The organism is Herminiimonas glaciei, assembly GCF_042664955.1.
In the GTDB taxonomy this organism is placed as follows: domain Bacteria; phylum Pseudomonadota; class Gammaproteobacteria; order Burkholderiales; family Burkholderiaceae_D; genus Oxalicibacterium; species Oxalicibacterium glaciei.
The window spans coordinates 804,347-829,608 of sequence record NZ_JBHTBU010000002.1; the positions used below are offsets into that span (position 1 = coordinate 804,347).

At 48.5% G+C, this 25,262-nt stretch carries 26 protein-coding genes and 1 pseudogene; 14 read left to right on the plus strand and 13 right to left on the minus strand.

What is annotated here, in order from left to right:
- The first annotated feature begins 107 nt into the window (after positions 1–107).
- The gene (locus ACFQPC_RS14710) at positions 108–515 is read left to right on the plus strand and encodes a hypothetical protein (RefSeq protein WP_382272617.1); all 408 of its coding nucleotides are present in this window, start codon (positions 108–110) and stop codon (positions 513–515) included.
- Positions 516–618: 103 nt separating this feature from the next.
- Here the strand turns inward: ACFQPC_RS14710 and ACFQPC_RS14715 are convergent, their stop codons facing one another.
- The 4 genes from ACFQPC_RS14715 to ACFQPC_RS14730 form a co-directional block, all read right to left on the minus strand.
- Positions 619–1,332: a TerC family protein gene (locus ACFQPC_RS14715; RefSeq protein WP_382272618.1), complete on the minus strand. Its 714-nt coding sequence runs from the start codon at positions 1,330–1,332 to the stop codon at positions 619–621.
- Between the two features lie 257 nt (positions 1,333–1,589).
- Positions 1,590–2,840, minus strand: a complete 1,251-nt coding sequence (locus ACFQPC_RS14720) for a sensor histidine kinase (RefSeq protein WP_382272619.1) — start codon at positions 2,838–2,840, stop codon at positions 1,590–1,592.
- Positions 2,827–3,516 (minus strand): response regulator transcription factor, encoded by a 690-nt coding sequence (locus ACFQPC_RS14725; protein ID WP_012081018.1) that lies wholly within the window; start codon positions 3,514–3,516, stop codon positions 2,827–2,829. Before ACFQPC_RS14725 ends, ACFQPC_RS14720 begins: the two co-directional genes overlap by 14 nt.
- A gap of 221 nt (positions 3,517–3,737) precedes the next feature.
- Positions 3,738–4,319 (minus strand): glutathione peroxidase, encoded by a 582-nt coding sequence (locus ACFQPC_RS14730; protein WP_382272620.1) that lies wholly within the window; start codon positions 4,317–4,319, stop codon positions 3,738–3,740.
- 356 nt (positions 4,320–4,675) lie between these two features.
- On the opposite strand from ACFQPC_RS14730, the gene ACFQPC_RS14735 reads away from it, so the two are divergent.
- Positions 4,676–5,524, plus strand: a complete 849-nt coding sequence (locus ACFQPC_RS14735; protein ID WP_382272621.1) for a ferritin family protein — start codon at positions 4,676–4,678, stop codon at positions 5,522–5,524.
- 68 nt (positions 5,525–5,592) lie between these two features.
- A complete protein-coding gene (locus ACFQPC_RS14740) occupies positions 5,593–6,051 on the plus strand; it encodes a DUF411 domain-containing protein (protein ID WP_382272622.1) in 459 nt (152 codons plus the stop codon).
- A gap of 79 nt (positions 6,052–6,130) precedes the next feature.
- Here ACFQPC_RS14740 and ACFQPC_RS14745 read toward each other — a convergent pair whose 3' ends face one another.
- The 3 genes and pseudogenes from ACFQPC_RS14745 to ACFQPC_RS14755 form a co-directional block, all read right to left on the minus strand.
- Positions 6,131–6,619: a copper chaperone PCu(A)C gene (locus ACFQPC_RS14745; protein ID WP_382272623.1), complete on the minus strand. Its 489-nt coding sequence runs from the start codon at positions 6,617–6,619 to the stop codon at positions 6,131–6,133.
- 74 nt (positions 6,620–6,693) lie between these two features.
- On the minus strand, positions 6,694–7,176 hold the full coding sequence (trmL, locus tag ACFQPC_RS14750) for a tRNA (uridine(34)/cytosine(34)/5-carboxymethylaminomethyluridine(34)-2'-O)-methyltransferase TrmL (RefSeq protein ID WP_382272956.1): 483 nt from the start codon (positions 7,174–7,176) through the stop codon (positions 6,694–6,696).
- Positions 7,177–7,259: 83 nt separating this feature from the next.
- A pseudogene (locus tag ACFQPC_RS14755) lies at positions 7,260–7,361 on the minus strand (phosphoribosyltransferase family protein); the annotation flags it as partial.
- A gap of 159 nt (positions 7,362–7,520) precedes the next feature.
- Between ACFQPC_RS14755 and ACFQPC_RS14760 the strand changes: the two are divergent.
- Complete coding sequence (locus tag ACFQPC_RS14760) at positions 7,521–9,350, plus strand: recombinase family protein (RefSeq protein ID WP_382272624.1); 1,830 nt, start codon at positions 7,521–7,523, stop codon at positions 9,348–9,350.
- Positions 9,351–9,510: 160 nt separating this feature from the next.
- On the opposite strand, the gene ACFQPC_RS14765 is transcribed toward ACFQPC_RS14760, so the two are convergent.
- A complete protein-coding gene (locus ACFQPC_RS14765) occupies positions 9,511–12,219 on the minus strand; it encodes a hypothetical protein (protein WP_382272625.1) in 2,709 nt (902 codons plus the stop codon).
- Positions 12,220–12,281: 62 nt separating this feature from the next.
- The gene (locus tag ACFQPC_RS14770) at positions 12,282–12,719 is read right to left on the minus strand and encodes a hypothetical protein (protein ID WP_382272626.1); all 438 of its coding nucleotides are present in this window, start codon (positions 12,717–12,719) and stop codon (positions 12,282–12,284) included.
- A gap of 116 nt (positions 12,720–12,835) precedes the next feature.
- Here ACFQPC_RS14770 and ACFQPC_RS14775 point away from each other — a divergent pair, with 116 nt between their 5' ends.
- The 4 genes from ACFQPC_RS14775 (at position 12,836) to ACFQPC_RS14790 (ending at position 16,058) form a co-directional block, all read left to right on the plus strand.
- Positions 12,836–13,699: a hypothetical protein gene (locus ACFQPC_RS14775; RefSeq protein ID WP_382272627.1), complete on the plus strand. Its 864-nt coding sequence runs from the start codon at positions 12,836–12,838 to the stop codon at positions 13,697–13,699.
- A gap of 70 nt (positions 13,700–13,769) precedes the next feature.
- The gene (locus tag ACFQPC_RS14780) at positions 13,770–13,976 is read left to right on the plus strand and encodes a hypothetical protein (protein WP_382272628.1); all 207 of its coding nucleotides are present in this window, start codon (positions 13,770–13,772) and stop codon (positions 13,974–13,976) included.
- A gap of 58 nt (positions 13,977–14,034) precedes the next feature.
- The gene (locus tag ACFQPC_RS14785) at positions 14,035–14,265 is read left to right on the plus strand and encodes a hypothetical protein (protein ID WP_382272629.1); all 231 of its coding nucleotides are present in this window, start codon (positions 14,035–14,037) and stop codon (positions 14,263–14,265) included.
- Positions 14,266–14,885: 620 nt separating this feature from the next.
- On the plus strand, positions 14,886–16,058 hold the full coding sequence (locus ACFQPC_RS14790) for a tyrosine-type recombinase/integrase (protein WP_382272630.1): 1,173 nt from the start codon (positions 14,886–14,888) through the stop codon (positions 16,056–16,058).
- On the opposite strand, the gene ACFQPC_RS14795 is transcribed toward ACFQPC_RS14790, so the two are convergent.
- Entirely contained in the window at positions 15,961–16,308 is a 348-nt protein-coding gene (locus ACFQPC_RS14795) for a helix-turn-helix domain-containing protein (RefSeq protein WP_382272631.1), read from the minus strand. The genes ACFQPC_RS14790 and ACFQPC_RS14795 overlap by 98 nt on opposite strands.
- Before the next feature lie 247 nt (positions 16,309–16,555).
- Between ACFQPC_RS14795 and ACFQPC_RS14800 the strand changes: the two genes are divergently transcribed.
- The 4 genes from ACFQPC_RS14800 to ACFQPC_RS14815 all read left to right on the plus strand — a co-directional run bounded on the left by ACFQPC_RS14800 (position 16,556) and on the right by ACFQPC_RS14815 (position 18,625).
- Positions 16,556–16,759 carry a hypothetical protein gene (locus ACFQPC_RS14800; protein ID WP_382272632.1) on the plus strand — a complete coding sequence of 68 codons (204 nt, stop codon included), beginning with the start codon at positions 16,556–16,558 and terminating at the stop codon, positions 16,757–16,759.
- Between the two features lie 9 nt (positions 16,760–16,768).
- On the plus strand, positions 16,769–17,152 hold the full coding sequence (locus tag ACFQPC_RS14805) for a hypothetical protein (protein ID WP_382272633.1): 384 nt from the start codon (positions 16,769–16,771) through the stop codon (positions 17,150–17,152).
- Positions 17,153–17,156: 4 nt separating this feature from the next.
- Positions 17,157–17,504 (plus strand): hypothetical protein, encoded by a 348-nt coding sequence (locus tag ACFQPC_RS14810; protein WP_382272634.1) that lies wholly within the window; start codon positions 17,157–17,159, stop codon positions 17,502–17,504.
- Between the two features lie 134 nt (positions 17,505–17,638).
- Positions 17,639–18,625 (plus strand): hypothetical protein, encoded by a 987-nt coding sequence (locus tag ACFQPC_RS14815; RefSeq protein ID WP_382272635.1) that lies wholly within the window; start codon positions 17,639–17,641, stop codon positions 18,623–18,625.
- Positions 18,626–18,865: 240 nt separating this feature from the next.
- On the opposite strand, the gene ACFQPC_RS14820 is transcribed toward ACFQPC_RS14815, so the two are convergent.
- Complete coding sequence (locus tag ACFQPC_RS14820) at positions 18,866–20,833, minus strand: AAA family ATPase (protein WP_382272636.1); 1,968 nt, start codon at positions 20,831–20,833, stop codon at positions 18,866–18,868.
- A 158-nt stretch (positions 20,834–20,991) separates the two neighbouring features.
- Here ACFQPC_RS14820 and ACFQPC_RS14825 point away from each other — a divergent pair, with 158 nt between their 5' ends.
- Both ACFQPC_RS14825 and ACFQPC_RS14830 read left to right on the plus strand, forming a co-directional pair.
- Positions 20,992–21,255: a hypothetical protein gene (locus tag ACFQPC_RS14825; protein ID WP_382272637.1), complete on the plus strand. Its 264-nt coding sequence runs from the start codon at positions 20,992–20,994 to the stop codon at positions 21,253–21,255.
- Entirely contained in the window at positions 21,252–21,548 is a 297-nt protein-coding gene (locus ACFQPC_RS14830) for a hypothetical protein (protein ID WP_382272638.1), read from the plus strand. Before ACFQPC_RS14825 ends, ACFQPC_RS14830 begins: the two co-directional genes overlap by 4 nt.
- A 170-nt stretch (positions 21,549–21,718) precedes the next feature.
- Here ACFQPC_RS14830 and ACFQPC_RS14835 read toward each other — a convergent pair whose 3' ends face one another.
- Together ACFQPC_RS14835 and ACFQPC_RS14840 are read right to left on the minus strand one after the other, a co-directional pair.
- Positions 21,719–22,096 carry a hypothetical protein gene (locus ACFQPC_RS14835; RefSeq protein WP_382272639.1) on the minus strand — a complete coding sequence of 126 codons (378 nt, stop codon included), beginning with the start codon at positions 22,094–22,096 and terminating at the stop codon, positions 21,719–21,721.
- Between the two features lie 53 nt (positions 22,097–22,149).
- Positions 22,150–25,254 carry an efflux RND transporter permease subunit gene (locus ACFQPC_RS14840; protein WP_382272640.1) on the minus strand — a complete coding sequence of 1,035 codons (3,105 nt, stop codon included), beginning with the start codon at positions 25,252–25,254 and terminating at the stop codon, positions 22,150–22,152.
- Positions 25,255–25,262: the final 8 nt, after the last annotated feature.

Here is a 25,262-nt window from a genome sequence, read left to right on the forward strand (position 1 = left end):
CAGCAGGATTGCCTGCAGTTGTGTGGTTTTTGTCTACACCCATGCTACCGAATCTTCGTGCAAGGTGTACAGTGCCGCATGTCTTATCTATATAAAAATGAACAACAATGATGTACGAAGATGATGAAAATGCACAGGATCAGGCGCTCGCGAGGCCGTGGATAGTCCTGCAAACCACGTATGACGTGGAAGCATGGATAGACCATCAAAATCGCAATATCCAGTATTTGATCAAAAACAACAAAAGCAGCGGTTGGGGAATTTGCTTCGGTTTGACCGAGGGTGGCGAGATTTATTTGCACACCACCTCGGAGGGCGACGTGCTGCTGGATGTCACGCCGGAAGCGGAATGGGTAGCGCCGCTGATTACCGCGGTGACGCAAGTAGAAGCGCCGCGTGCGCAAATCTGGGCCTTGCCCGGCGACAAGTTAACCCAGTTGGTGCTGGGTTTGAGCCCGCTGCTGGCGACTACCCGGCTGGTGACCGATCATAATTTCAATCTGAAGAGATATTGAAACTGCGTACTTTTCGCGGTGGTAAATAAAAAAGGGCGAACCAGCCAGCCGGTTCGCCCTTTTTGTTTGCCGCCAGTCGTCGCGGGACGACTGGCGTTGCTAATTACGCGGTTGCTGCTTTGTGATGACGTTTGCCGAGGTAGTTACCGACGATCACGACACCGATTGCCAGTACCAGGCCTGGAATGCTCAGGTGGGTGCTACCGAACAGGCCGATCTCATGGTGCGGGATATTCGCTTCTATCCATGGTGTCACAGCGGCGTCCGAGAACAGCATTTCGCCAGCCAGGTAACCCAGCAATGCGGCGCCCAGTGTGATGATGATAGGGAATTTTTCCATCAACTTCAGTACCAGTGCACTACCGAACACGATCAGCGGAACGCTGATAGCCAGGCCGATGACCAGCAGCACGACGTTGCCGTTTGCTGCAGCAGCAACACCGAGTACATTGTCCAGGCTCATGACCAGATCGGCGATCAGGATGGTTTTGATGGCGCCCCACAGATTGGAGTGACCTTCAATGTTTTCTTCGCCGTCGTCTTCGGCCAGCAATTGCACGCCGATGTAGAACAACAGAACCGCGCCTATCAGTTTGAGATACGGCAGGGTCAGTAATTGCAATGCAAAAATGGTCAAGACGATACGCAGGATAATGGCGGCGGCGCTACCGTAGATGACGGCCATTTTCTTTTGTTTTGGCGGCAGTGATTTGGCGGCCAATGCGATGACGACTGCGTTATCGCCGGACAGCACGATATTAATCAGGATGATGTTGCCGAGTGCGGCCCAAAATGCTGGAGTTCCTAGTAATTCCATGTCTTCCTCAAGGTTTATTGAATATAAGCGGCGGTCGGCGTACGACCATGTTGTTGTCTGCCCCTGGACGAATCCACGAACATCTTTTGGCCACTACTTGCTAACGCGTGCAAATTTCCTGCAGTTCAATACGTATGAGTCTTAGTCCAGTATAGAGACTAAAACCCAGACGGGAAGGGGAGGTTTTGACAGATGCGAACATCCCCTACGCAGGCGCAGGTTAGCTCGGAAGAACTCAAATTAACGTGATATTAGCGTTAGTTTTTCGTTAAAACTGACTGGAAGTGGATGCGGAAAATACTACCCCCTTGCGGCCTGTCGTCGTGCTCGAGTTTGGCACCGAGATACTCACAGATGCGTATGGCTAAAGCCAGGCCCAGACCGGAGCCGGCCGAGCCTATCAGCTGTGGTTGCGACGGATCGTTTTTCAGGCGGGCACGGATGATGTCGGGTACGCCGGGGCCGGTGTCTTCGACCAATACACTGTGATCCTGGATCGATACGACGACCGATCCTTCATCGGTGTATTCGCAGGCATTGCGGATCAGGTTGCCGATTGCCGACGATAATAATTCCTTGCGTCCGAATACCGAGAAATCCTTGCCTTCCTGGAAGTGCAGGCTGATAGGCCGGTCCCTGACCAAGGGCTGGCCGCGTTCTATCTCGGCCCGGATGACTTCGGAAATCGAGGTGAGTGGCCGGTCTATGGTGTCCGGTCGTCGTGCCAGTAGCAAGAGCACGCTGACGCAGTCGGTCGCTTCTTTGGCGGCACGCATGATGCGACGTGCGGGTGCTTGCAATGCCGGTTGGTCTGCAGTTTGTTCGACCAGCAGTTCGGCTGCGCCGATGATGATGGTCAGTGGTGTGCGCAACTCGTGGCTGACGTCACCGGTGAAGAAGCGTTCTCGTGCGAGGAATTGCTTGAGTTCGGCCGTGTGTTCGGCGAAGGCGCGCGCCAGTACACCCATTTCATCCTGATGATTTAGCAGCGGCAGTTGTGCATTGGTTTTCTTGTCCATCACCGCATTCGCCAGCGTAATGATGGGATCCACAAAGCCGCGTGCGATGAAGCTGCCGAGGAAGAGCGAGAGCGCGACGAAGCCCAGGAAGCCCGCGCCCAGCATCGCGAAGATGACGTGTTCAATGTTTTTATATTCGCTGGCGCGGTCAATCACGACGTAAGGACCGGCCGCGTCCTGGCCTGCCAGCAAATGCACGTACTGATCTTCGAATACGCGCTTGGCGACGCCGAAGGGCAGGTTACGTAATTCCGGCGGGATGGCGGTGCCATGATAGAAGCTGACATCGGATGGCATTTCCACCGGCATGCCGGCTGCATGGCGCGGCGAGGCCCAGGCGGCAATGCTGCGCAAGTGTTCGTCGACCAGCAAGTCTTCAATGCCGACAATTGCAACCGAAGCGACGACACCGACGAAGGTACAAACCGCCAGTGCAAAGAACAGATAGGCTACAACTATGCGACGGCGCAGCGTACTAGGGCGCTTCATCCGCATCTACCAGGCGGTAACCTATGCCTTGCACGGTGCGCAGCATGGCAAACGGGTGTGCTTTATCCAGCGCCTGGCGCAATGCATGGATGTGGGTGCGCAGTGCATCGCTATCAGGCGGATGGTCGCCCCAGACTTCCAGTTCCAGTGTTTCGCGCGAAACGACTTTCGGCGCCTCCTTCATCAGGCAGGTCAGGATCTTGAAGCCGGTCTTGGTCAGTGAGATGGGAATGCCGTCACGCTTGACCTGATAAGTCGAGGTATCGAATACCAGGTTGCCGACGCTGAGGAAGTTGGTGCCCTGGTTTTTGCCACGGGCGCGACGCACCAGTGCTTTCAGGCGGACTTCCACTTCCAGCAGCGAGAATGGTTTCACCAGGTAATCATCGGCACCGCTATCGAAGCCGGCGACTTTGTCGTCCAGCGTATCGCGTGCGGTCAGCATCAGTACCGGTGTGTCTTTCTGCAATTCATCGCGCATCTTGCGGCATAGCGTCAGGCCGTCGATGCCGGGCAGTTTGATGTCGAGGATGACGGCATCGTAATCATGTTGTGCTGCGAGCGCGAAGCCTGCATATCCGTTGGCAGCGGAATCGAGTACGTAGCCGCGCGGCTCCAGGAAAGCGTACAGGTTCGCGACGATATCGGCATTGTCTTCAATAATCAGAATGCGCATGGTAGTGGTGGCGATTGCTCGCCTATTTATCTATGAAATGGTTGTCTGGTCTGGAAAATCACTCAGTTTTATGGCCCGAGAGATGGTTTGTGCATTGGTCCAAATAACAGCCGGATGCGAGCATCGTCATTATGCCTGCGCGTGCAGCGTCTTGCAGAGAATCCGCACTGTAACGTTGTTGTTCGGCTATTGCGTGTGTTCCGCTTGCCATAGGCATCGTTCTATTTTTGCGCCAATGCCTTTTCTATGTCAGCAACCAGTTTCTTGTTGTCAGGTGTCACTTTGGACGGATAGCTTTCGACGACCTTGCCGCTGCGGTCCAGCAGGATTTTGTGGAAATTCCATTTTGGCGTTTGCGCGCCATTCGCCATCAGCGATTTATAGAATGGGTTGATGTCGGGGCCGATCACCGAGCTTTTGGCGAACATCGGGAATTTCACACCATAGGTATTGTGGCAAAACTCGGCGATTTCCTTGTTGGCGCCGGGTTCTTGCTGGCCGAAGTCATTGGAGGCAAAGCCCAGTATGACCAGGCCGCGGTCCTTGTATTTGGCATAGAGTTGTTCCAGACCCTCGTACTGCACGGTAAAACCGCAGTAACTGGCGGTGTTGACGGCAAGAATCACTTTCCCTGCGTATTGGCAAAGATTTTGCGGTGCTTCGTCTTGCAAACGGGCAAGCGTGAAATTCAGGGTGGCCGGGCAAACGGCGGGGCTGGCGGTTTGGGCGTAAGCCTGTGTGCTCAGGCCGAGGCCAGCCAGCAGGGTGGCACGCAAGAGCAGGCGGATGAATTGTTTTGTCATGGTAGGGGTAATCGGGGGCGAATAAGCGTGTCCCATATTGCACCAAGACTATCGGTTTGTCATGGTGCGGAAAAAATAATCTTTTAAGCTGTCATAAACCTAAAAAACGATTGAATTCAGCGCCGGATAGTTTAAATTTTTAGTGGCTAATGAGGTTTTTTTACATCGCCCTTCGGCGTTAAGAAAACATTAAAAAAGCAAGTAATGGCGCGGGATAGACGCGTTTTCGATACTTGAAAAGAATCGAAGCAGTGTATGTTTTTTCCAGGAAATGCGCGCATGTTTAGCCGCTGGCACTGGGTGAGGACTGAATTTCTTGGTAGAATCAAGGACTTAACTCAATTTTTAAGGCGCGTATGCTGTACCCAGAATTGTTTAAATCGCTAGAGCAGGTTCGCTGGAACATGGAAAAAGACATTCCGTGGGATCAGTTCGACGGCTCCAAACTGACCGATGAGCAGGCACAAACCATACGCATGAATGCGATCACTGAGTGGTCTGCTTTGCCTGCAACCGAAATGTTCTTGCGTGACAATCGCGGTGACAGTGATTTTTCTGCTTTCATGTCGGTCTGGTTCTTTGAAGAACAAAAGCACTCGCTGGTGTTGATGGAATACCTGCGCCGCTTCCGTCCGGAATTTGTCCCGACCGAAGAAGAGTTGCATAACGTACGTTTCGAATTCGACCCGGCGCCTGCGCTGGAAACACTCATGATGCACTTCTGCGGCGAAATCCGTTTGAACCACTGGTATCGCTGTGCTTCCGATTGGCATACCGAACCCGTCATCAAGCAAATCTACAAAATCATCAGCCAGGATGAAGCACGCCACGGTGGCGCTTACCTGCGCTACATGAAAAAAGCACTGGTAGAAGTTGGTGATAGCGCACGCGCTGCGTTTGCCAAGATCGGCGTGTTGATGGCATCGGCCCGTCGTACCGAAAAACCGCTGCATCCGACTAACCTGCACGTGAACCAGTCGCTGTTCCCGAACGATACCGTGCAATCGCGTTTGCCGGATCCTGAATGGCTGGAGCGCTGGCTCGATGGCCAGATCAAGTTCGACAGCGAGTGGGAAAAGAAAGTCGTCGATCGTATCCTGCACAATATGTCGCTGCTGTTTGAGCGCACTTTTGGCACCGTGCAGGAACTGAACCGCTATCGTAAAGAAATCGTTACACGTATGGCGGCTGCACAGCCAGCCTGATTTTGCTCTGTTAAACCCAAAAAGCCGCAAGCCTGTTTGCGGCTTTTTGTCTATTGGAAGGACTAATCATGCAAAGACGTACAGTATTAAGCGCACTCGCATTGACCGGTATCTTGCCGACTCTTTCGTTTGCCAAAAACCAGCCGGTGATCAATGTGTACAAGAGCGCCACCTGTGGCTGCTGCACCGAGTGGATCACGCATCTGGAAAAGAATGGCTTCAAGGTGAATGCGCATAATGTGCCGAACACCGCTGCCTATCGCACGAAATATGGCGTGCCATCGGCGCTGGGTAGCTGCCATACCGGCGTCATTGACGGCTATGCATTGGAAGGCCACGTGCCGGCAGCTGATATCAAGCGCTTGCTGGCGGAGAAGCCAAAAGCCAAGGGCCTGGCCGTACCGGGTATGCCTATGGGATCGCCGGGGATGGAAGTGGAAGGGCAGGCTGCAGATGCTTATGACGTTTTGTTGTTCCAGGCCGATGGCAAGACCAGGGTCTATCGCCATTACGCGGCTGCCAAATAAATCTGCAGAGTTAAACCTGCAGCACCAATAAAAAAAGGACGTCTTTGAACGTCCTTTTTTATTTGTATCCAATCAGCGATCAGTGATGGTGTTCCATCTTGCCGGTATCCGTAGCCTTTTTCTTGCCGTCTTCGACCACGATGGCGGTTTCGAGCTTCCCTGCTTTCTTGAAGGTCAGCGTCAACGGTAATTTATCACCGGCCTTGAGCGGGGCTTTCAAACCTATCAACATGATGTGATAGCCATCGCCCGGCAACATGGTGATTTTTTCCTTGGATTTGATATCGAGGCTGCCGACTTCGCGCATACGCATCACGTTGTCAGCTGTCATCGACATGGTGTGGATTTCAACCGAGGTGGCTGCAGGGGAAGTGGCCGATACCAGCGTGTCGGTGCTACTGCCCTTGTTTTCCAGTGTCAGGTAAGCACCGCCACTGGTTTGCCCGGCAACGGTGGCGCGCGCATAAGGATGATCAACATAGATATCGCCGGCGCGATAGTCGTGCGCCATGCTGCTGGCACTGATGCATAAAGTAAGGGCGGCGAAAGTAAGTTGGCGCAAATTCATGGGACTCCTCGGTTATCGGGATGCAGGCGATGAATTAAAAAGAGCCATTATCCTAGCGTAAAAGGCGGTAATGATTATTGGCCGCCGGCAAAATTGTTTTGCCGCCATGCTTCATAGACCACCACGGCGACGGTATTGGATAAATTCAGGCTGCGATTATCCGGCCGCATCGGCAGGCGTATGCGTTGTGATGGTGGGAAGGATTCACGCAAACCGGTTTCCAGTCCCCTGGTTTCCGAGCCGAACACAAATACATCACCGGGCTGGAAAGCCATGCTGGCAAACGGTGTGGAGCCATGTGTGGTGAGTGCAAACATGCGCTCACGGTTAAGCGGCTGCTCGGCCGGGAAGGAATTGAGGAAGGCTTGCCAGTCGGCGTGCACCTTCATTTGCGCGTAATCGTGATAATCGAGCCCGGCACGACGCATCTTGGCATCGTCCAGCGGGAAGCCGAGTGGTTCGACCAGATGCAGTTGCGCACCGGTATTGGCGCACAGGCGAATGATATTGCCGGTATTCGGTGGGATTTCTGGTTCGACCAGTACAACATGAAACAAAGCGGTTCTCCTCATCAGCAGGTCGCCAGTTTATTGCGAAAGTGCGCGGGCGGCGTGATTTTTTGCGTATCTGGATGCTGAATCTATCTCGGCGGGGTGCGGGCAAATACAAAATTGGTTACGCGCGCGGCGCCATAACGCTTCAGCAATGCGGCGATTTCATTCAGGGTCTCACCGGTCGTCAGGCCCTCGTAGTCATCAACACATCGTGTATTCATAGTTATAAGATGATCATAACGTCGCCATCATCACATAAAGGGGTAATCTAACGATATCTTTGTTGCCTGTCGCTGATCCAACTTATCAGGTTCTATAATCTCCTTTTCTTTCGACGAGCGATAGTCGTGACTAAAGCATATTCATACATTAGATTTTCCAGTACCCGGCAGATCAGAGGTGACTCGCTTCGCCGTCAGACAGAAATTTCAGAAAAATATGCCAGCGACCATGGCCTTGAGCTTGACCAGAAATTCCATTTAAAAGATCTCGGCTATTCGGCTTTCGACAGGTCTAACATCGAAAAAGGTGCCCTCGGAGGGTTTCTTGATGCTGTAAAGGCCGGGAAAATCGAGCCGGGCTCTTATCTTCTCGTTGAGTCCCTAGACAGACTTTCCAGGGATCAGTTGATCGATGCGCTAACCGTCTTCCTGGATATCATTCGCCGTGGAATTGTCATCGTGACATTAACCGATGGCATGGTCTATGAACACAAGTCCATGGGCGAAAACTACAGTCCATTGCTTATCTCGATAACGATCATGGCGCGTGCTCATGAGGAATCGCTAACGAAGAGTAAGCGCGTCAAGGCCGCTTGGGCAAACAAGATCAATCATGCTGATGAGAAGAAGCTGACGGCCCGCTGCCCTGCATGGCTGGAACTATCACCTGATAGATCAACATTCAAGTTCATCCCCGAGCGAGCAGAGGTTGTAAAAGAAATCATTAAATTGTCCAAGACAGGTCTTGGGCAATGGGTTATTTCACGACGCCTGAACGAGCGACGGGAACCGAATTGGTCGGGAAAGCCAGTTGGTTGGCACGTTTCGTACATCGCGAAGATTCTTAATAATCCAGCTTTGTACGGTGAGTTTCAGCCTCGCATGACCGTAAACGGAAAGCTGCAGCCCCACGGGGAGCCTGTTGCTAACTACTTTCCTGCACTGATCACGAAAGATGAATTCCTAGCGTTGCAGTCAGTACGTAAGCTACGTACCTTTGCCACGGGGAGGAAAGGGGATCATGTACCGAATCTCATGTCTGGACTACTGAAGTGTGCATACTGCGGTTCATCGATGAATCTCGTCCACACAAGGGCAGAAAAAAAGCTGGATTCCAACGGTGCAGTCATCGAGCATGTAAGTCGCAAGTCACTCATGTGTGAAAAAGGACGACGCGGCCTCGGGTGTTTTGCAGTGCGATGGGACTATCACGAATTCGAGAAAAGTTTCCTCATGTTTTGTAGTGGTCTTGAGCTGTCTAAACTGCTTGAAGACCTTGATGCATCTAATGCGCTGCACGACATGAAGCAAAACTTGCAAGACGAGTTGCGCCTAGTCGAGGCGAAGCTGGAGGAGAACGGAAAGCGACTGCAAAACCTTGTGACATCAATTGAGCAGGGGCAAGCACCGAAATCGATATTAGACCGTATGGAAGGCTTGGAAATCGAGGTGCAGGAGTTACACGAAAAAAGAATCGAACTACGCGCTCAGATTAACCATCAAGTTCAAGAGGAAAGAAGTCGGGTTACAGAGTTGAAATCTTTGCAGTCTGTTCTCAAGCAGTTGAGCGAGAAAAAAGGTGATGAACTGTTCACACTGCGTGCAGCACTAGCCGACCACATCAGACGGTTTATTCAGGACGTGCGAATTTACCCCGCAGGTCAATTGCTCAAGCAAGAAGATGTTGACGCTATGAGAAGTGAGTTGGCGAAAGCTGGTTTTTCTGAAACGCGAATAGCCATCTATGTGCAAACCATGCGTACGACACCAGAAAGAGTTGGTCGAAGTGGAAGGTATGCATCCAGACGAGAGATAGCCCGATATTTCATCATCAGAACGCGCGGCGGTGGCACAAGAATCGTCACGCCTGATTTTGACGACCCAGCTGTATTGAGAGTTGAGTCGCCGATGTATTTCGAGCCAGTCGATGAACCACTCCCGGCAACTGGCACATGAAATTGTTTTGGTTGCATGGATTGATTCCGACCCAATACATATTTGTAACTATTTGATTTTTAATTGAAATTTATTTCATCCTTATATATTAATATATAAAATTAATTAATCCATTATTAATCAACAAGTTACACAAAAACTGCTTAAAGCGTGGGGGCGATTACCCAAGATCGGCTCTATATCGCTCCAGGACTTGTTGCTGATCATCCGGGTTAATGAACGTGGTTACTAACCACTGCAACAATTTCCGATATTGCTGTTCAGATCTACTTTCATTAGCGCCCGGTGGTACGTCGGCCCAGACTTTGCATTGGTCCGAAATCGCTACCATTAACCTGATCAGATAATCGGTTCGTTTTTTATCATCGTCTATAGCTTTCAACACTTTGTTGATATCTGCTTTGATGACCCTGAGATCGTTTGCATATTGCAAAAAACCATTAATAAACTTCATCACTTCGGAAGCCAGCTCGCTTGCATTGCTGGATAAGCGAGATTCCCGACGAGTCATCTTGTTAGTGCGATCAATGATGACGCTATTGATAGTGTCAAAGGTATAGCCGCAGTTCTCAAGAAGATGCTTATGCATGTTTGGGTCTACGAGCACGACACATTCTGCGTTTGCTGTGCGATACCCTGAGTTTCTTCCAATTGCTTGATGCATACGGTCGAGCATGAGTGTTCTCCCCACTTCCTTCCCCTGCTTTTTAAAATCTATGCTGAAAGCATCGCAGAAAGTTTTTACCGTTGCAGGGTGAGGAATGCTGACCTCGATTAGCAAATCGTTGTTCCGAAGACTATTAACGCCCTTGTTATTGCTATGGTTATATTCGGCGGCTAATCCATCTGCGATAAGCACAAGGTTACGGCGTGCAGTGAATAAGGGCAGAATTGCATCTCGTTTTTTCTGTACTGCTTTCGTCCCCAGTATTGTGATTTTTCCTCCGGTAACCTTTACCCGTTCGCCATGCACTACACATGGTTTATTCTGAGACCGCAATTTATAACAGATTGCTTCAACAGTAAGTTTTTCTGTCGTTGTGTATATCACCCTGTGTGTTGGAAATCCTAAGCCAAGTACTTGTTTTTCAGGGCGGACAGCATAGGTCGTGTCGTTAATAACACGGAATTTTCCCTTGTTGGTTTCCGTCATGTTTTTTGACGGTTTAATGTCCATCAACTCTTCTGAATCAGGGTCATCAATCCAGATAATCCAGTTCAACGGAATGCAATCGCGCCTTACCTTCAGCAATCTTAATTGCGCGAATGTAGTGAAGATCATGGCAGGAGCAGTTTCGTCCGCAACTACAAACTTGGGTGGAGACTTATCGAGTTTGAAAGGTTGATCACTATCTTGAATAGATTTATGAGCAATAGCCGGAATGGCTAAATCCTCAAAACGAGCAGGGTCCTTAGCAAGGAAATCTAACGTCAACTTGATGAAATCTTCTTCTAAGTTAGGATGATTTTGTCTTATTGCTCGAATCGATTCGGGGTAATCAATCTCGCCTACTTTGTAGTCCCGCGGGGCGGATCGCTTCAACTTGGTTTGAAAGCGCTGAAGAACCGCGGCATCAAGGCTTAAAGCGATGCGGCAGTGCAATCCTTCTGCTTGAAGTTGTTTGCTAAAAGATGCGTGCTGTTCGAATACCTGCTTCCATGATTTGCATGCAAACACTACTTGCGGCCGAAAGTACTCATCACGATAGGGGAGTAGCTTATGAAAGCCGCCTGTTACAAACTCCCGTGCCAGTTGGCTCTTGCCTGATCCCTCTGGGAGATAAAGAACATGTGAAGAGAAACCTTCAAAGCGTCCAGTTTTTTTATTGATTCCTCGGTCTGAAAGGATCTTTTGTTTTGCCTTTTCTAAGAGGCTGGAAACTTTCACTCGATCCTCATGATCCCAGCATTCATCATCAAATGTGAAGGCATCAAGTGGGTTTGCGTCGGCTTCTAATGGTGCAGAAATCTTGGCGATACTTGGCTGTTGGTCTTCGTGCATAGAAAAAGTGCCGCATCGCTTGCAATGAAAGCATATCGTCCCACTGGGGTAACGAACGATGAATTCGGAACCTTTTCTATCGGTATGAAACGGGCATGACACGCCAGCCACGCGACCTTTGATGTCACGTGCTGTTATCAGAGTTCTTCCAACATGGAATTCTGTTCCGGGGGCGAGCTGACGATTTGGAAGGCCATTTGTCTTGCGTGGAATAGCAGATGAGAAGTCTTTAGTTGCATAGATGTCGTCCTTCTCCCATTTTTTCCAATCGAGAACCGCACCATCGTTCGTCCATATTTCTGCTAAAGATTGACGTTCGGATGGGCAGGACGGGAAGTAGTAAGGCTGGGTAGGTTTAAGCAACACGGGGTCGCATCCGGGCGCGAACTTCATCAACGCCTCAGTAAGCTTGTAATACTCGCCATGGCTTTTAACTAAGCCGTATTCATCGAGTGCCCAATGTGCAGGTATAGGACAGGAAAGCGGAAAGACCAAACGGAATTTTTCTACGCCATCTTGCTGACGGTGACTAAACGATGTGTAGCCCAAATAGGTATAAGGTTTGAATCGTTGCTTGGCTTCGGCGATTGACATTGTGCCGTCGTAATCAACCACCAACAGGGATACTTCTTTAACGTTAGTTTTTCTTCTTGGGGTTGCTGTATCACTTTCAATGAATTGCGTCCCATTGAATAGTTTGATGTCTTCCTTTGAGTCAGCGATTGCGTGCACCGAGAATAGCTCTGTTACCTCTTCCCAAGATAAATCAACCGATTCGCCAGTCACTTCCGAATATACGGAATCAAAGCAGCTTATTTTGTAAGTCAAAAAACCTCCTCGCATACGCTGAGTAATCAGTGCATTCATAGTTTTTATATGTTGCTAAGAGACTCCACACCTTGAACGAAATGCGGAGTCACTAATTGGCCTTAGTTTTGAAGCACTGCTTCCGCTTCATCATCTACTTCAAATGGGATTTCTAAGCGCTCAAGCAAGAAATCAAACTGGGCGTCAGTAAGTTTTTGCGGTACGTATGTAACTCCCTGGAAATCAAAGACGTAATTTCCAGAGCCGTATATCGCAACGAGAGCGCTGCATACGTATTCAATAGTCTCCGTTTGGTCGACCTCTGAATATTTCTCGTTATGCAGGGCACCTGCCATTGCGGAAGACAAACAGGAGCTGATGGTTACTGAAGAATTGAGAAAATCCGATGTGTCCATGTCGCAATTCATAGCCTCGCGATTCACGAAGCGAACGAGAGCTTGTTGGGCTTCAGCACCCTCGAAGTTAATGTCGACTTCGAAATAGGCATCAGATTCAATAATGAGTACACGGCCGGTTGTTGTGTTAATAAAATTTTGCATATAAATTCCTCGTTAGTTGAAAGTTTAGGTTGCGTTGCGTTTGTATTTGCAACAGAAAGAAGCATAATCAGATCGCATATAATTAACATCGTAAATACGAAAGATAGGATTTTCCTGTGTTAATAAAAAAACGTGTCAAGTACAAAAATTGGACAGTTCCCTCGCTGGGTGGTGAAGGATGGACAGACATTGATATTGAAGGCTGCAAAGAATTCAGCCTGGCAGAGATTGAGATACACGAACTGTGGTTTGAATTTCTAAAACGGTCTGATTACAGTCAATGGAATAGAAAACTGAAGCAAGAATTCGATAACGTGTCGCTATGTTCGAAGACCGCATATAAGGACATGCAGTTCCCTGAGTGGTGGACAGGGCACAATCTGCATTTCAGTGTTGCGGCTTTGGATGGTTTTATCGAAATCGAAAATAAAGAAGATTATCGGGACTTCAAACAAATGGCAGATGACCCTGCTGAAAACGTAATGATCTTTGCTTTGTTTATGGACACACCAGTCAATGTGGCAAAGCGCCAGTTGGCCGAAATACTCAAGGCACAACGAAAAAAGACTAGTCGTTACACTAGCCGTCGTCGAGATAGCAATGGCTATTACCCGCTGTACGGGTATAAAACAGCGCGATATCTACCGGACGCGGAGATGCTGTGGAAAATCCTCGATGTCTACGACACGAAAATGAAGTACGCAAACGCAGGGATGCGGAGATTCGGCTGGCAAATCGAAGAAGAGATATCAGAAAGACGAATTGCAGAGGGGCGCAATCCCCTGATAAGTCGTGCAGATCGATTGCGTAAAGAGCCGGTGACAGGGAAAAAGCAGGAAGCCCAAGTGGTTAAGTACAAATGGGAGGATTTCGAAGACGAGCGAAGAAAGGTACAGGCAGCAACTATTTCTCGATATTTTTCTCAGGCGAAAGCCATCATCGCGAATGTAGAACAAGGTGTGTTTCCTAAGTCGAGTTAGGAGATTGCACAACTGTTGTGCTTGTTAATGAGTTAGGGGAAGGTCTACATGTCTTGTTGAGAGAGATGTTATGGCCGCACTAACCGAAGAGCAATGTGAAATCCTGATTACATTCGTACTGGACGAAGCGGGATACGGTTTAACTCGACGTCAGTTCGAGGAGCAATTGCTGGATATCTTTGAAGACATCTCTGGATTCGAGACGATTACGCCAACAGAGGCGGAGCCAATCGTTAATCATCTATGGGAAGTCTATGTCAACAAATCAATCCACTAGAACGCCGGACACTTCATCAGCAAAGACGGTGTCAGCGTTGCCGTCAACGCCGGTAGACATGAGTAAGCCAGCAATCAAAAAAGCAATTGCAGATGGCAAAGCGTTGATTGCAGAAGGTAAAACGAAAGCTGATGCAGCACGTGCTATGTATCCGCAGATCAGCGCTGAATCAAAAGAGACGATCATTGCGGCCTTCGTAGAAGGTGCAACGTTGACCCCGAAGGGAGCGCAAACCTACTGGTATAACTGCAGACGCCGTGCATCGAAGGAAAAGAAGTCGGCACCGTAAATTGCAGTATCTCGGCCATGGTGGAAATGCACCATGGCCGTTTTTCTTATTTAAAAGCATCCAATCTGTTCGCCAACATAAATACACTCGTCTTTCGAGACTTTCAGCGTTGGAACAAGCACGAGTACAAGCTAACAGACGCCGCAGCCGGTCATACCCTTTCTGTCCGGCGGTGTGGGAACAGAATGCGTGAAGCCGCATTAACGAGCCTGCCAGATGATCTCTGGTCAAAGTATCGATGTCGCAAATGGAAGCGAGCATTGTGGTGTCAGCTTGGGAATCATGCTTCTTATCTTCTCCATATAAAACAAACCGTCAGTAATGACAGCGCAGTGAACCGATTGAATTGCGTGTGGCTGGTTAAAGCCATCTCCCGGGCTGTGGACTTTCAGTCCAACCCACAAGTGATCCCTGTAAGAAAAGCGAGATTGTCGAGCGAGCGAAGCGAGTGAGAAATCGAAGCGTTTCTCGCACGTAGTGCTTGCACAGAACCTCCATAAGTAATCCCGTTTGCCGTCTTCGACGACAAAAATTGATTTGACCTTACGTTCAAATCAGTTTTCCCCGTTGTCTTGTTGCCGTGTTGGTTGGATGCTGGTGTTTTAAGTAGGTGTTTCGACATGAGCATTGTCAAACGGGGTAATAGCAAGCACTGGTACATCCAATTTCAGTTAAATGGCACCAGCTATATCCGTTCATCGAAAACCACTAACAAGAAGGCAGCCGTGCAGATGGAAGCCGAATGGCGCACACAGCTGCATGCCAATCTGTACCTCGGCAAGAAGGAGCGCATTCGACTTGGCGAAGCAATTACCCGGTACTGCGAATCCCGCAAGGGAACGCCAAGTCATAAGGGCATGCTGTCATGTGCGAATGTCATCGCTGCACATCTGCCGATTAGTAAGTACATCGATGAGCTGCAATCCCATGACTTGGAGCGATTCAAACAGCGTCGGTCGGATTTGGGGATCAGTAATCAAACTATCCTGCACAACTTGAATCTTGTACGGGGTGCGTGGAAGTTTTCAAAAAAACTTGGCTATCAGGTCAGCGAACTCGAATTTCCACAATTGAAGGTTGCCAAACCACCTGTCAGGTTTTTATCTGATGTTGAAGAAAGCAATTTACTGGCATCTCTTGATCCCCGCCGTGAAGGGCCAGGTCTTGCACCGTTGAATGAGCGTAGTGAACGCATTCAGCAGATGCTGCAGGATTGCTACGATCTGGCGGTGATATTGCTGGATACCGGCGGGCGATACAGCGAAATAGCAAACATTGAATGGAAACGTATCGACATGAATGCACGCACAATCAACCTCTGGCGAACCAAAGTTTCAAATGGATTGATCCTACACATGACGGATCGGGTCTATCGGATTCTGCTGCGACGACAGGGAAATGGCGTGCACGTATTCCAAAATAAGGCAGGCGAAGCACGTGGCTACTCGACACATTCCATACGGAATGCAATCAAGAAGGAGGGATTGGATGGGTGTCGTATTCACTCATTCAGGCATACGTTAGCCACTAGGCTACTTCGCAGCGGCATGAGCTTGTATGAAGTGAAGGAGATTTTGGGGCACACGAAAATTGAAACAACGATGATCTACGCACACCTCGAACTGTCGGAGACATCGGCAAAAGCACGTGATCTGCTCAACGACTTCAACCGTACTTTATCTAACCAGAAGAATTCTACTTTTTACGACGAGGTACAGAAAGTTTTGCCGCCCATGCTTTCAATTGTTCAAGAAGAAAAAGACGATCTGCTTCTGACAGAGGTTCAATCGTAGACGCTATGTCCTCTGCAAGTGCAGCACTTTTGCCAGAAATACCGTTTAACAAGGCGGTCAATGGCGCTTTTAATTCATGAGCGATTGCATCCAAGGTCAGCAGACTAGTGTTGCTTTTCCCCGTTTCTATGCGAGACAGCGAGACCGTATCAATCCCCACCGCTTCAGCAAGGGCAGCCTGTGTCACCTTTCGAGATTTACGAAGGGCAGAGATGTTTTTTCCTATGCGGACAGCTAAATCAGTGGGCATATTAGTAGACGCAATTTGCAAATAGATAGCGCCTAATGTTGTCCCACGTGGAAACGTTGTGTAATATCACAATACGCCTAGTATTGGCGTTTAATGTTAAGTTGATCAAAAAAATGACTTGAGCGACGGTGTCGGCATAAAAGCCGAAGACTGTTTGCCAGCATTGATGCGGTCGAGAAACTGACAAAGCTGGAATGCTGGAGGGGCTTATGCCCCTCCTTTTTTGACGTGCACACAGGGAGTAAAAATGTCCAACGAAGACATCGTTCAAGCCATCGAAGAAAATTCGATGCCGCATATGACATGGGTAACTAACAGTCCGCGCTCCACGAGCAAGCTCTATTCGTTCATTGCAGCGCTTGCCGGACCAGAAAACAATACCGGATGGGGGCCGAACCCCCATGCGCCTTGGCTGGCGTTCCTGTGCCGACTGCTAAATAAATTGGACTGAGGGAGTCGTATGCGAGTTACCAAGATCATTTCCACGATGGGCGTAGCGTTTGCACTCACAGCATGTGGGCAGAGAGCAGTTTCGTATGAATTGGCAATGTGTCCTGAGCCGCTAAAGATCAGTGAATGCAAAACAGATGGGAGAAAGACATTCTGCATGGTGGAGAGTACGGCTGCAGTTCCAATAACTACCTATATCGATACGTGGGCATATGACAAAAATGGCACGTCACTTCAGGGAGGGATGCTGGACACGATTGGCCTTTACCCTAAAGAGCGGAAGAAGGCTGAGCTGATTTTCAGCGACAAAGGTGACGTTACTAAGATGGTTATATGCTCGGTGAATCCAGCGCACCCGTTTGTCGCAGCAAGATTGAAACCGATACAGGAATAGAAAAATGAAAAATATCAAGATACTGTTATCGATCATCATCGCAACAACAATGATTGGTTGTAGCGAATCACAATCATCCGACAAGCAGGCGCAGGCGCAGGTCACATTTCAAACTGTAATACGGCAGGGAGCGACATTCTGCTCTGATATGAGGTCAATGCAGAAGATACAAGTCATGGAAAGGATTAACAATCCTTACGTGCAAATGCCTCGCGACTGCGAGATTGCACCCCAGCCTATCCCTGTGCAAACCCAAGGGGAAGACCCGATGGGATTTGTCGTCGTGTTCAACGAGGGTGGTAGAGCATTGATTCAGAGGAAGGATTTGGAAACGATTCAAGTCAGAAACTAACAGTACTTGTGTATCAACTAAATCGATGCCGCTTATACAATGTCATGAAGTGTTGTTGATGTGCATGTGAAGACAAACACGTACGTGCCGAGGCATCCGGTAATATGCTGTTACTTCAACGACAAGAAAATCATATGGATCAAATTCCGGATGAGCAGGTATATCCTGTTGAGCTGCCAGATGTTCGATACTTCGTTTTGCCTCAATCTCTTGGATTTTCTCGGCGTTTGAAGAACAAGAGTAAAGAAACGATATTTTTGCCCGATGAAATTAAGCAGCTTGCTTCCACATACGGAACGACTTTAGGGCGCATGAACACGGCTGCCCTTTTGCCCTATCGGATGGCTTGGTTGGGTGTGCTTGATGTGCAAATTCAAAGCTTCGAGCAAAGAGCTTTGTTTCAAGCGGTGGCACAAGTTGAAGATGATTTCGATAATCTCGTTCCACCGTTGCGTGAGAAGCTCGCAGCAGAGATGTTTGCTAATTTTATGGCGTCTGACAAGGGTATCGACGCAGCTCATCGTGGCGCCATACATAGGCTTCATCGATCGACACAGTTGGACGAGGGAAGCATTTTGCGCGGTGCTCAAGATTTGCTACTGCAGTCGGCGATCAGTGTATGGGCAGCGTTCGAAACATTCGTTTCGGATTTCATACGCTGTTACCTAAATCAATGTCCACAAGCATTACATCTATTATTAGCGGATGAAGATGCCAAGAAAAGAATAGGACGGGCCAAGTGGACATTGACCGATTTACTGGCTATCGGCCTAAATCTTTCAGATCGAGTTGGTGATCTTGTGCTTACTGAAAACGACTTAAGCGATCTTGTTTCTATGAAGGCATTGTTGTTGCCACTATTTGAACGGGATGAACAACTGCGAATGTCATTGGCTGAGCCTGATCTGTTTATCTTGGGTAAATTGCGAAATATCCTGGCACACAGGGGGGGAGCGGTTGACACAAAGTTCGAAAAGGAAACAACAGGCCGATGGCGTGCAGGAGAAACGGTGACAATTGAAGTAGCGGATTTGAATAGATACTTAAACGCTACTGTCGCAACAGTTGAGCAGATACTGACTTCCGCGAATAGAAAATTTGAAAATTCAAGAGTTCTCTAACTTCTATTAAGTGCATCAAGAGCCTACTAAGCTCTTGATGCACCGATAAAGTCACAAGGAAATCAAACAGTTAGATGGCCCCTTGAAAAACTGGGCCATTTTTTATGGCAGGTCACAGAACATTCCGACGATTTCAATCTGGACGGGGAGGTGTAAGTTGACCGTGTACACACCAATGCATTAGAAGTGCGCTGAATGCGCTCACAAGTAAGCCCATTCAGTCACTTAATGGCAAATGCATTACCTAATCAAAGCGTTGAATGTCTTGAACAGTTTTTCAAACCTATCGAGGGTGGCATTTACTGAAGGGGAATCACTATCCAGAATCGATGGGTTCTCTAGCAGCCAGCGTGCAGTCCCGAAGTGGTCGAATTCTGATATCGATGGAGGCATTAATTTAAATAACTCCTCCACTCGTTTGACTAAACGTGGGGTGCTGTCCACTTCTTTGAGGGCTTTTAATGTGATGGCGTTTAATTTCGGCAGAGCATACGCGTTGTTCAACATTTTAATGAATAGCTCTGGCTCGAAGAGATCTTCTACGTCCGATTCTGATTGATCGGTAAAATCAGCGCAAGTATAGAAATGCCCAGCTTTGAGTATGTTTGCTCGCTTCAAATTTTCGATCTTGGTTTTGTCGCCATTTGCAATATCCGAAAGCACAACCACGTTAATACCATTTCCGCCAAAAAGTCTTACAAAAGGCGCAATTTTATCGATACCCCCCGACGGGCAGAGTGTCCATTTTTTGTCAATTCCTTCTCTTTTTCGTTTTATCAAAGCCTGCGAGAGGACTTGCAAATACAATATGTCCGATGGACCTTCAACTAGCCATGTATTTGTGCCTATAAAAAGCGACTGGGTAACTTCGTATCCTAGTGCGCCTTGCAGAGGAAACAGGGTGTCACCATCCACTTCGAGGACGTCCGATCGCACTTTGGTGCCTTTGATCTCGGGGCGCTTTCCTTTTTGCTCAACTATGACGTCTTCAACAATTCGAACATCAGCCAAGCGATCCATCGGAACCATAAATGGCGAATGAGTCGTGAAAATTACTTGATGGTCGGGTAGCAATCGTTCAACGATATAACGTAACAAATCACCCTGAGCTTTGCCATGCAAAGTCAGCCCAGGTTCATCAAGTAAAACGACAGCATTCCTATTTCCAGGAGTCTTTTTGAGTTGTTTGAATTGTGCCAAGAACGAAAAGAACCACACAAAGCCTGCGCTTCGTTCAGAGAGGGGAAGAGTTGCTTTATGGTTAGTGTTCCTGATGCGAATATCAGCAACCATGCCGGTGTTAAACGGTGGCGGATCTTTTGGCTTGCCTGTGTCGATCTCGATTACCACCTCAAGGGCGTTGTTTTGACTCCAAAACTGAAAGATTTCTTCGGTGATTTCATTGCTAGCAGCTTCGCAGGTCGCCTTGAGGGCTTCCCGACGATCAGCGTTGAGTAGTTCTTCTAATGTTGTTCCAGCGTATTCCAAAAAATCCAGGAATATTTTGTCTCCAATTGATACCGTATTATTTTCTTTGTCTTGCTGCAATTTCTGTATTGCGACCATCCCCGACATGCGTTCGAAGTGAGATGTGAAGAAGAATTTGGGCTGCCTAGCCGCAAGGATATCGATGATAGCCAAATCCAATCGGGACCCACGACATTTCTTGATTTCTTGAAGAAGAGATTCTTGTTTTGGCGTTCGCTCTGAAAGAGAGGACAGAGCTTTATCTGCAGAAGGGCCATCTTTGATGCCGTTCAGAACGTTACGCTCGGTTGCATCTAAGGAGTTTTTGGTAACAAGATATGCCAACGCTTTCTCGCTGTCAGTACCAATGTTCCATATGCGCTTATCGCCGTCGTATCGAAAACCCATATGAGCATCGAAGACATCGGTGTTGATTACACCTGGTCCAAAGTGTTTCTCAACCGCTTCAATATCGGCTTTTTCTAAGCGCCACCAAGTACGTATAACTTCAGCAGTGCCATCATGGTGGCGGTCGTCAAATTTTGTGGAAAAACGCCGCGGATAGTCGATGGTTTCATCAAACTCAAAGTCTTGCGAAGGGCGAAAGCCACGAATCGCGCTTAATAATGCTGTCTTTCCGGCCTCATTTTTTCCTACTAGGCAGGTCAAATCACCGATTTCGAATTCGCCGCTGTCTTCGATTGAGCGATAATTTTGCACGCGAACTTTTATAAGTTTCATTACTCTCTCCCCAGAGATTTTTAAAGGCGATCTGTGTGATATCGGCACATCGAGTTTTTATGTCAAGGATACGCATTGACACTTAGAGCACGTTACCACACTAGGTCGGATGCACATATAAATTAGGTGCATAAATACCCTGAAACGGGGGGCAAAACATGACCAAGTGGAACAAATTTTTACAAGCATTGAATCAAACATTCAACATGCAAACCGGCGCAACATCAACGGTGAAGCCGGTACGACGTGCTTTCGATAACGACACTCAAGAACACGTGATTTGGCTTGAGTATCGCGTGAAGGCGGATATCTTCGAATCAGAAGAATTTAACGGCCAGCCAACAGATCACAGTGCAAGTGATCTTGAAAAGCACAAGCGGTTGATTGATGTAATAACTAATACTGTATTGCGGGTTGCATGATGAGGCAGCTACCAATCTACTCAAGACACGTCACAGCACTGGACCAGCAATTTCACTTCGAAGACAAAGAATCTTCCAGTGTAGAAAGCATTGAACAAGACTTCGATGATGAAACGTTAGAACACGTAATCACCATCGAGTATCGTGTGAAGGTGGCAGAAGCGCCTGATCCCCGAATTAAGCAGGAATACAGTGCAAGAGGGCTGCGAGCACGTCAGGAGGTCATGGATGTATGGCGTGACTGCCTGCGGCCAATGTTGGAAAAGTATCCCGATCTCGACAAGTACATGTGAGTTCGGGATATGGTTCGAATTTGAGCTGCTGGAACCCTTGGTGCTGATCCCCAATTTGCAGCGAGTGGAGGTGTGATACGACTGCATACACCCCAAATCATGTCTCGCACTTATCGACGAATAGAGCATTCTCTCCCCCGTTTTGGGAGCACGCCGCTAGTTACGAGATTCTATTTAATGGCGAATCGTACATTTACCGTATTTTTATTAGCAAAGGTAATGGAAGCGATTACCTTTGTGCCTTTTGATAATTTAATTTCGCCTCTTGTTACCATCTTGTTGATTCCTGACGGCTCAAGAAGGACTTCAGTTTTTTCAGTGCCGCTGAGAATAGTCAGTTTGCCGGTGGCACCAGCAGTTGACTCTTCCTCGTCGTGATCTTCGACGTAAATCGTCACTTTGCCATCACGTGTAGCCAGTTCAAAGCTCAGATCATTTGCACTTTGCACGATACCTCCGTGATTTGCTTTTGAGCCATGAGCCAGTACTTGACCAGTTGCTGACAAGGTAATTGCCATGGTTATCAGGGTTAAAAATCGTTTCATCATTTTTCTCCATAAATGTGGCGGGTCTTGGATGGGTGCCGCCACCAAAACCCGTTTTAGTACGAATCGTCCTGATTGGCTGCTACCAGTCTCTCTAGTGGCTTGCGGCCAACTAGCCAAAATATCAATGGTGTAAGAAGCGAGTCGAGAAGCGTCGAACTGATCAAGCCACCAAAGATAACGACAGCGACCGGATGCAAAATTTCTTTGCCCGGTGCATCTGCTGCCAACAGCAGAGGAACCAAAGCAAATGCAGCGACCAATGCCGTCATCAATACTGGAGTCAACCTTTCCAGTGAGCCGCGAATGATCATAGGCAAACCAAATTTCTCTTCTTCGAATTTGCAGAGGTTAATGTAGTGACTGACTTTAAGAATGCCATTGCGTGTCGCAATGCCCGCCAATGTGATGAAGCCAACCATAGAAGCGACTGACAAAGATACGCCTGCAATCCACATCGCAATAACACTGCCAACCAATGCAAATGGAATATTGCCCATGATGACTAATGCCAAGACGCCAGATTTATACCGTGAGTAAAGTACGAGGAAAATCATCGCCAACGACAAAAGCGACAAGCCAACGATCAGTTTCATCGCTTGTTCTTGCGCTCGAAATTGTCCTTCAATGCTCACGAAGTAGGCATTGGGCATTGGTGTCGTTGCAATAGCGGTGCGAACATCAGCGATGACTCGTGACATGTCCGAACCATCCGTATTGGCATAGACAACGATACGCCGCCGACCATTTTCACGACCGATTTGATTGGGTCCGTCACCTTCTTCGACCGTTGCGACGGACGACAAAGGGATTTTCCCGGCAGGAGTATCCAGCATGATGCGAGCAAGGTCCTGTGGTGAGCGGCCATCGTCAGGTAAGCGTATGGTTACGTCGAACCTGCGTACCCCATCAACAACCTGCGCAATACGTTTGCCTTCAGAAAGCGTTTCTAATGCGCTGAGTAATTGCCCCGGAGTTAATCCATACTGAGCAGCTTTGCGATAATCAATTCGAATCTTGATTTGCGGAATGAGGACTTGCCGCTCAACAGATAAATCGACCAAGCCCGGTACAGTTGTCAGACGTTGCCGTAATCCCTCTGCCAATCCACGTAGCGTATCCGTATCGTCACCATAAATCTTCAATGCGATTTGTGCACGAACACCAGAAAGCAAATGGTCAAGCCGATGGGAAATCGGTTGGCCGATTGCTACTGAGGCAGGAATAGTAGAAAGTTGTGCACGGATGTCGGCCATTACTTCCTCGCGACCTCGTTCCGATTTCTTCAAATCCACGTCAATTTCCGACGAGTGAACGCCTTCGGCATGCTCATCAAGTTCTGCGCGACCGGTGCGTCGTCCAACCTTAATGACTTCAGGGACTTGCCGAATCAATGTTTCTGCCATTGCGCCCATCCGATTAGCTTCTGCCAACGAAGTGCCCGGGACAAACGTCATTCCCATTACCAAAGAACCTTCATTGAATGGCGGGAGAAAAGCACGCGGGAAGAATGCAATCGTAGAGGCGGCAGCAACCACTACCAGTGCGGCGGCGGCCAATATCATCTTGGCTCTTGGGAGCGACCATTCGAGCACACGTTTGTCCCACGCTTTTAAGCGACAAACTATAGGGCTATCACCGTGTGCAAGCTGCTTCATGTTTGGCAATAGGTAATACGCCAACACCGGAGTAACGGTCATGGAAACTAGCATTGATGCCAGAATCGACACGATGTAGGCAATACCAAGTGGTGCAAACAAACGGCCCTCAATGCCGGGCAGAGCAAAAAGAGGCACGAAGACAAGGACGACGATGATCGTTGCGTAGACGATGCCGGATCGAACTTCAACCGAGGCACGCCAGATGATGTCAAAGACGGATGTTGAGTTATCTCCAATGCGTCTTTGTTTCAGTCGCCGCAAAATATTCTCGACGTCTACGACAGCGTCATCGACCAGTTCACCAATCGCGATGGCTAAACCACCCAAGGTCATTACATTGATTGATTGGCCTAGTAAATGAAACGCAACTGCCGTCACAGCGAGCGACAAAGGGATTGCAATAAGCGAGATAGCGGTTGTCCTGACGTTTAGTAGAAACGCAAACAGAATAATGGCAACCAAGATCGCACCATCGCGTAGTGCCTCTACTACGTTACTGATGGATGCTTCGATAAAGTCGGCTTGTCGAAACAAGACCTCAGGAGCAGAAAGCCCAGCAGGGAGTCCTTGTTTAAGTTCACTTAATGCGGCTTCAATTGACCGGGTCAGCTTGACTGTATCCGCTGCAGGTTGTTTTTGAACACTGATAATGACTGCTGGCTTCCCATTTAATCCTGCATCGCCTCGTTTAAAGGCCGCAGCAAACCGGACCGATGCAACTTGTTCCATCAGAACAGGTGCGCCATTGCGGTAAGTAATCGCCAATCCTTTTACGTCTTCTAAGCGATTTGTGCGCCCCAGATTGCGAATCAGGTATTCACGACTATTCAGGTCAATGAACCCTCCGCTTGTATTGGCAGCAAAACCACGTAGTGCTCCCTCGATTTGTTCAAGCGTCACATTGAACTGTGCCATGCGGGCGGTATCAGGCTCCACTCGCAATTGCCTTACGTCACCACCAATAGGAATGACTTGGGACACGCCTGGAATCGATAAGAGTCTAGGTCGCAATACAAAGTCAGCATATTCCCTTGCGCGCATTGGATCGGTTTGTGCGGTATCGATTGGCAAGGCAATCAACATGATTTCGCCCATGATCGATGAAACCGGTCCCATTATGGGGGTGATGCCACCGGGCAGCTGTTCCTTCACCAGCGCAAGTCGCTCTGCCACAAGCTGTCGGTTCCGATAAATGTCAGTGCCCCAATCAAATTCGGCATACACGATGGACAAGCCTACGCCAGCGACAGAACGTACTCTGGTAACTCCAGGCATTCCGTTTAAAGACGTTTCTATCGGAAACGACACTAATTGTTCAACTTCTTCAGGAGCCATGCCACCGGCCTCTGTTAGAACCGTCACCAAGGGTTTATTCAAGTCTGGGAATACATCAATCGGAGTGCGTAATGCCATGAAAGTGCCGTACATAACCAAGAGCAATGCAGCGGCTAAGACAAATACTCGGTTGGTAAGACTGAAGCGAACTATCCAATTAAACATGAGTTCGC

What these genes read in the sequence shown, in the direction of transcription:
- ACFQPC_RS14740 (WP_382272622.1), top strand. Translation starts at nt 5,593, where the DNA reads ATGCAAAGACGTACAGTATTAAGCGCACTCGCATTGACCGGTATCTTG.
- ACFQPC_RS14710 (WP_382272617.1), top strand. Translation starts at nt 108, where the DNA reads ATGATGTACGAAGATGATGAAAATGCACAGGATCAGGCGCTCGCGAGG.
- ACFQPC_RS14790 (WP_382272630.1), top strand. Translation starts at nt 14,886, where the DNA reads ATGAGCATTGTCAAACGGGGTAATAGCAAGCACTGGTACATCCAATTT.
- ACFQPC_RS14795 (WP_382272631.1), bottom strand. Translation starts at nt 16,308, where the DNA reads ATGCCCACTGATTTAGCTGTCCGCATAGGAAAAAACATCTCTGCCCTT.
- ACFQPC_RS14765 (WP_382272625.1), bottom strand. Translation starts at nt 12,219, where the DNA reads ATGAATGCACTGATTACTCAGCGTATGCGAGGAGGTTTTTTGACTTAC.
- ACFQPC_RS14805 (WP_382272633.1), top strand. Translation starts at nt 16,769, where the DNA reads ATGCGAGTTACCAAGATCATTTCCACGATGGGCGTAGCGTTTGCACTC.
- ACFQPC_RS14735 (WP_382272621.1), top strand. Translation starts at nt 4,676, where the DNA reads ATGCTGTACCCAGAATTGTTTAAATCGCTAGAGCAGGTTCGCTGGAAC.
- ACFQPC_RS14810 (WP_382272634.1), top strand. Translation starts at nt 17,157, where the DNA reads ATGAAAAATATCAAGATACTGTTATCGATCATCATCGCAACAACAATG.
- ACFQPC_RS14820 (WP_382272636.1), bottom strand. Translation starts at nt 20,833, where the DNA reads ATGAAACTTATAAAAGTTCGCGTGCAAAATTATCGCTCAATCGAAGAC.
- ACFQPC_RS14800 (WP_382272632.1), top strand. Translation starts at nt 16,556, where the DNA reads ATGTCCAACGAAGACATCGTTCAAGCCATCGAAGAAAATTCGATGCCG.
- ACFQPC_RS14780 (WP_382272628.1), top strand. Translation starts at nt 13,770, where the DNA reads ATGGCCGCACTAACCGAAGAGCAATGTGAAATCCTGATTACATTCGTA.
- ACFQPC_RS14770 (WP_382272626.1), bottom strand. Translation starts at nt 12,719, where the DNA reads ATGCAAAATTTTATTAACACAACAACCGGCCGTGTACTCATTATTGAA.
- ACFQPC_RS14840 (WP_382272640.1), bottom strand. Translation starts at nt 25,254, where the DNA reads ATGTTTAATTGGATAGTTCGCTTCAGTCTTACCAACCGAGTATTTGTC.
- ACFQPC_RS14715 (WP_382272618.1), bottom strand. Translation starts at nt 1,332, where the DNA reads ATGGAATTACTAGGAACTCCAGCATTTTGGGCCGCACTCGGCAACATC.
- ACFQPC_RS14815 (WP_382272635.1), top strand. Translation starts at nt 17,639, where the DNA reads ATGGATCAAATTCCGGATGAGCAGGTATATCCTGTTGAGCTGCCAGAT.
- ACFQPC_RS14825 (WP_382272637.1), top strand. Translation starts at nt 20,992, where the DNA reads ATGACCAAGTGGAACAAATTTTTACAAGCATTGAATCAAACATTCAAC.
- ACFQPC_RS14835 (WP_382272639.1), bottom strand. Translation starts at nt 22,096, where the DNA reads ATGATGAAACGATTTTTAACCCTGATAACCATGGCAATTACCTTGTCA.
- ACFQPC_RS14730 (WP_382272620.1), bottom strand. Translation starts at nt 4,319, where the DNA reads ATGACAAAACAATTCATCCGCCTGCTCTTGCGTGCCACCCTGCTGGCT.
- ACFQPC_RS14720 (WP_382272619.1), bottom strand. Translation starts at nt 2,840, where the DNA reads ATGAAGCGCCCTAGTACGCTGCGCCGTCGCATAGTTGTAGCCTATCTG.
- ACFQPC_RS14830 (WP_382272638.1), top strand. Translation starts at nt 21,252, where the DNA reads ATGATGAGGCAGCTACCAATCTACTCAAGACACGTCACAGCACTGGAC.
- ACFQPC_RS14785 (WP_382272629.1), top strand. Translation starts at nt 14,035, where the DNA reads ATGAGTAAGCCAGCAATCAAAAAAGCAATTGCAGATGGCAAAGCGTTG.
- ACFQPC_RS14745 (WP_382272623.1), bottom strand. Translation starts at nt 6,619, where the DNA reads ATGAATTTGCGCCAACTTACTTTCGCCGCCCTTACTTTATGCATCAGT.
- ACFQPC_RS14725 (WP_012081018.1), bottom strand. Translation starts at nt 3,516, where the DNA reads ATGCGCATTCTGATTATTGAAGACAATGCCGATATCGTCGCGAACCTG.